Origin of the sequence: Flavobacterium anhuiense, from assembly GCF_900101855.1 — a bacterium.
Lineage (GTDB): Bacteria > Bacteroidota > Bacteroidia > Flavobacteriales > Flavobacteriaceae > Flavobacterium > Flavobacterium anhuiense.
On sequence record NZ_FMVC01000007.1, the window covers coordinates 12062 to 17874 of the forward strand.

Consider the following 5813-nt stretch of genomic DNA (forward strand, 5'->3'; position numbering starts at 1 on the left):
AACTAACTAACTAACTAACTAACTAACTAACTAACCAACAACTAAGGTAAGGCAAAACCATTTTAAAGCATCTTTAAAGACAAAAAAGAAAGAGACGACCTTCCGGCCGTCTCTTTTCCTATTCAATAATTAAATTTTATCTTCTTTTTCAGTCAGTTAAGCAATTAAATTAAAAAACATCTAATCTGTAATACTACCCTACTCAGGTTGAAGAAATAAAAAACAGGGACTCTGCCCCTGCTTTTCTTTTTCTAAACTCAGATCATTGCTCTTGAATAGCCTTAATGTCTATCTGATAGCATATAACCTACCGATTTTTTTTATTGCTTGATAGAGTTTCACATAGACAAAATCAAGAATTCGCTTCTTCGGTTTCTTAAATGTTCCTCTTCAGAACATTTAATTCCGTCTTTACATCTGTTTAGCAGTCTGCTTTCGCCATAACCTTTTCCTTTTAATCGGTCGGCTGCAATGCCTTTTGCTATGAGCCACGCCATAATTGATTTTGCCCTTTTATCTGACAAAACCATATTTGACTTGGCAGAAGAACGGCTGTCAGTATGGGAGCGTATATCAATTTTCATTGATGGATATTCCTGCATTACAGCAGCAATCTTCTCTAATTCTGCCGCAGCCTGATCTGTAATATTCCATTTTCCCAAATCAAAATAAATCATTGAAATATTAAGGGTTTTTGCTAAATCTGTTCCGACTTTCACTGCCTTTATCTCTGGAATAGCTATGGCTGCGATCTTTTCTTTTTCTAAAGCAAAATCTAACTTATTGCTCAAGGCTGATGCGATGACAATTGCACTTTCTTTTGGCGGGTACATTTTTCTTTCCACTCTAACCGAATATTTTTTACCGCAGTTTACCTTAAAACTATAGTTTCCGCTTTTGTCTGTTTCTGCTGTTCCTATCACTTGATTATTTTCATCACGCAGTGTAACGGAAGCCCCTTCAATAGGTTCATTTGTCCTACTGTCCAAAATGGCTCCCGTTAAAGTTCTCTCGCAAACCAATTTTCTAGTTTCAGTAAAACTGTAAATATCATCGCTTCCCATGCCTCCTTTTCGGTTTGAAGAAAAATAGCCTCTGCGGGTGCTGCTGTTAATGATGAAGGCAAAATCATCATATTTGGTGTTTACAGGCTCTCCAATATTCTGGACTTCATCAAAAGTTCCTTTTTCGTTAATCTTTGAAACCACGATATCAAGTCCGCCGAGACCCGGACGCCCATCAGTTGCAAAATACAATTCATTGTCTGCCGAAATAAATGGGAAAGTTTCTCTTCCTTCCGTATTAATCTGCGGGCCAAGGTTCTCCGGCCTGCCATATGATCCATCAGCGTTGATCAGTACGCTGAATAGATCTGACTGGCCGAATGTTCCAGGCATATCAGAAGCAAAATACAGTTTCTTTTCATCTAAACTTAAAGCAGGATGAGCAGTGCTGTATTTATCGCTGTTGAAAGGAAGCTCTACGATATTAGTCCACTTCCCGTCAATTAAGCTTGCTTTATACAATTTCAGCAATGTTATTTTTTTGTCGTCTTTCCCCCTTCTTCCGTCCAGATAATTGTTTCTGGTGAAGTACATTGTTTTCCCGTCTTTGGTAAATACAGAAGTCGATTCGTTAAATTTAGAATTAATCTCTTTATTTAATAGAACCGGACTCCCCGTATTACCATTAGCATTGATTGGGGCAATGTATAAATTGGTAAAATTTTTGTTTGTCCATTTAAAGGTTTTTCCTTCCTTGTTTTCAATGCGTCTTGCAGAACTGAACACTAAACTGTTATCTAGAAACGCACTTCCAAACTCTGAACTCTCCGAATTTATCTGAGCGGCGGCAATTTCAAAGCGGCCCGAATTCATTTTAATCTGTTCTAGATAATTCCTATTATATTGAAATAGAATTCCTCTGCTGTCCGTATTGCTTTTTTTATTGAAATCCTCCAGCACTTTATCCGCTTTTGCATAATCCCCGGCTGATTTTAACGATTGCGAGTAACGGTATAAATATTCCGGTTCCTGCTGCGGATTTACAGCAAACAGCCTGTCGTACCAGATTGCTGCTTTTGGCAGTTCTGCATTGAAATAGTAAGCATTCCCTAATCTCTGAAACATCTTTTGGTCTTCAACTCCTTTTGCTGCCAGCTTTTCATAAATTTCGATAGCATCTGCGTAAGCGTAATTGTTATATTCCTTCTCTGCCTTATCCAGCAGAGCTTGCTGCGCCGCTGCCTTAAAAAAGAAAAAAGACAGCATGATTGCGTATAGTATTTTCTTAAAATCCATAATTAGAAAAATCTTGGTGATGTAATTCGGCTGTAGCCCTTCATAAACTCAAAGCGCAAAAAGATTTCGTGCGAACCTGAATTATAGTTTTTCAACCCTGTTGTTTCATGGTCATAAGCATAACCGATGTACATGCCTTTACTAACCTGAAAGCCGGCCATTGCACTCAAAGCAGCACTCCATCGGTATGACACTCCTGCAGAAAACTTATCATTAAAAAGAAAATTGGCAGAAACGTCCAGCTGAAGCGGAGAACCTTCGATCATTTTTGCCATTGCCGCAGGCTTAAATTTAATCATTTCATATTTGTCCAGATTAAACACGTAACCTGCAATTAAATAATAATTGATCTGCTCTTTGTAGATTGCATAATCATTGTCGTCATAACGATCCGTTTGGATAAAATTAGGAACAGACATACCAATGTATCCTCTGTCAGAATGATAATATATGCCAGCTCCAACGTTTGGCGCAAACTTATTTTTAAAATTGGAGAACATTGGATCTCCCTGATGTTCCATTGCCAGCTTGTTTGGATCTAGGCTAAAAACATTAGCAGATCCTTTGATACCAAAAGATAACTTGGCTTCTGCCGATGTCTGGATAGAATAAGAAATATCCGCTGAAAAATTATTTTCAGTTGTCGGGCCAATTTTATCATTAACAAGAGAGAAACCTAATCCTAAACTATTGTTAACAGGCGTATTTAACGATAAAGTGCTTGTTTCAGGAGCTCCATCAAGTCCAACCCACTGCGTTCGGTACAAACCAAAAATACTCATAACCCCTCTTGAACCGGCATAGGCAGGATTTATGGTGATGGTATTGTGCATATATTGCGTATACTGCGCGTCCTGTTGCGCAAAACCTGCAACTGAACAAAACAATAATAGTAAAGCTAATTTTTTCATTTATATATTTTTAAAATAATGGCTTAACCTATGGCTAAGCCATTTTTATTAATATGGAAATATTATCTAGTCAGATATAAATATCCTGCTTCCTGTTTAGGTTTAGAGCTGTTATCCTTGTATCTCACGATATAATAGTAAGTTCCTTCAGGCAGTCCATTTGATTCTTTGACTGTTGTTCTTCCTTCTGAGTAGCCCTTAAATGCGACATCATTATTATTGTAATGATCTCTTTCGAATACTAGAATCCCCCAACGGTTATAAATCTGAACAGAGTTATCAGGATAGCACTCGATTCCGCTGATATAGAATCTTTCGTTCATTTTATCGCCATTTAAAGAAACAGCGTTATAGATTTTAATGCTGCATCCATTCAATTCTATAACTGTCGGATTATTGCCATTTCCATTTTCAGAATCTGATTGGTCTGTTACAGCTATTCCGCTCTGAGTGCTTCCAGAAACAATTGCCTGGTTGCTGATTAAACCTGCATTGATATCTGCTTGAGTTAAAGTATAAGTTCCCGTAAATGTTAAGCTATCACTCTGTCCAACAGCTAATGATATTGGCCCACCTGTAATTGCTACACCAGGAAGAAGATCAGAAATCAATACGTTCTTTAAGGCTACATTACCTGTATTGGTCACTGTGAACGTATAAGTTACGGTCTCACCGGCTTCTACATTGCCATTTTTGTTTTCATCATTTAATTCCGCTTTCATAACAAGAGACACTGATGGCACTTCCACGAAAATGTGCACCGTCGCCGTGCTGCAGTTATTTGGGTTTGCTTTCTCGCAAATCTGGTAATTTAACGTATAATCGCCTCCAGTTGTTCCTGGAGCAACATCAATTGTTCCGTCTTCATTTAGCGTAATGCCTTGTGGGAATTTGTCTGCCGTTAAAATAACATCCCCAGGATTGACTGGCTGGCCATTTAATGCATCGTTCTTTAAAACATTCACAGCCTCTAATGAACCATTAATTCCATCGGCAACAATGAGATCATTATCATTTTCTGCTTTAATTCCGAATTGAGGCTGGGCATTACAGCCTGATGTCGCTGAAGGATAATTTACTACAATTGATTGTGTAGGATTCAATGTGAATTGCATTGTAACTGCTGGCCTCGTTAATTCAAATCCGTCATTTCCTTCAGTCCATTTCCCATTAGCCAATATCCATCCTGGCCAATCAGTTGGCAGATTATTTCCATCTACAGTAGCTCCTGGCCATAAAACACTACCGTTTAAAGGCATGTTAGTTTGTGTTGCTACAACACGGTTGGCACTGTCAATCCAGTTAATAGTCAGCAAGCCTGCTGGAGTAAAGTTATCTGCTTGCACATGGTATGAAACGTACGGAGTATTATTTGAACAGTAACTATCTGCTGTAATTGTCATTGTTGGAGCAACTACAGTAACTGTTACTGTCGCTGAAGTACAGTTTCCTGAATTAGCTTTTTCACAGATTTCATAGGTTAAGGTATAAGTTCCAGGAGGCGCATTTGGAATTAATTCCGCTGCACCGTCTGATTTTAATGTCAATACATTATTTGGATCTGGAGTTAATACATTCAAATTAACATCTGTAGCTGATAATGGATTATTGTCCAGTTTATCATTCTCAAAAACATTAATAACTTTAATCGTTTCGTTAATGCCGACTACTGATCCAACTTCATCTTTCACAGCAGTAAGCGTCCTTTTTTCAACAGGAACAGTTATTACAGCAGGCGTCGCATCTGAAGCGCCACTGTTGTCTGTTGCCGTAAAAGTAAAGGAGTCGTTTCCTGAAAAAGTACCGTTTGGCTTATAAGACAGCATTCCAGCTTCTGCTGCTGTCAAGACCTGCCCTGCTGCCACTGGAGTTCCATTTAAGATTAGTGTTCCGTGAGATGGCAAAGTCAAAACCGTATAAGAAACAATTGTACCGTCTGTATCTGTAGCAGTCAACGCTTTAATAGCTGTAGCGCTAGCGCTTGATGGAATCGCTGTATTGGTATCATTATGAGCAACTGGAGCATTATTGCCAACAGGAATTGTTACTGTTGCTGGCACTAAGGCTGCTAATCCTAAATCATCTGTTGCTGTAAAAGTAAACACAACATTTCCTGTAAATGTTCCACTTGGAGTGTAGGATATCATCGCAGCCTCTGCAGGCGTAAGAACCTGATTTACTGTTATAGGACTGCCAGCTAAAGCTAAAGTCCCATCTGCTGGTAAACTTAGAACTGTATAGTTAGCAATTGTTCCGTCAACATCAGTCGCTTCTAATCTATTGATGATTGTTGCTCCCGCTGCTGATGAGATTATATCATTTGTATCATTTACTGCAACAGGCGCATCATTTACAGCCGTAACCGTGATCTCGATATCCGCAGCAGCCGTTAGATTTCCGTCTGTAATCACATAAGGGAAACTAACTGGAGCAGTCAAATTGAAATTGGCCGCAGGCGTGAAAGTGATCGCTCCAGAAGCCGAAATGTCTACCGTTCCGTTTGGAACTGCGATCGCCTGGGCCAAGCCTGTAAGGGCCGTTCCGTTGATGGAAACTATGGAAAGCGCATCGCCGTCAGCATCCGTGTCATTGGCTAATGGCG

The 5813-nt window shown here is 39.2% G+C and carries 3 protein-coding genes; all 3 read right to left on the bottom strand.

All coding sequences use genetic code 11. From position 1 onward, the window contains the following. Positions 1 to 338: 338 nt before the first annotated feature. Complete coding sequence (locus BLP44_RS18020) at positions 339 to 2300, bottom strand: OmpA family protein (RefSeq protein WP_091134926.1); 1962 nt, start codon at positions 2298 to 2300, stop codon at positions 339 to 341. A gap of 2 nt (positions 2301 to 2302) precedes the next feature. Continuing rightward, on the bottom strand, positions 2303 to 3211 hold the full coding sequence (locus BLP44_RS18025; protein WP_091134928.1) for a PorP/SprF family type IX secretion system membrane protein: 909 nt from the start codon (positions 3209 to 3211) through the stop codon (positions 2303 to 2305). A gap of 62 nt (positions 3212 to 3273) precedes the next feature. After that, positions 3274 to 5813 (bottom strand): Ig-like domain-containing protein (locus BLP44_RS18030; RefSeq protein WP_091134930.1); only part of this gene is annotated, 2540 nt, incomplete at its 5' end.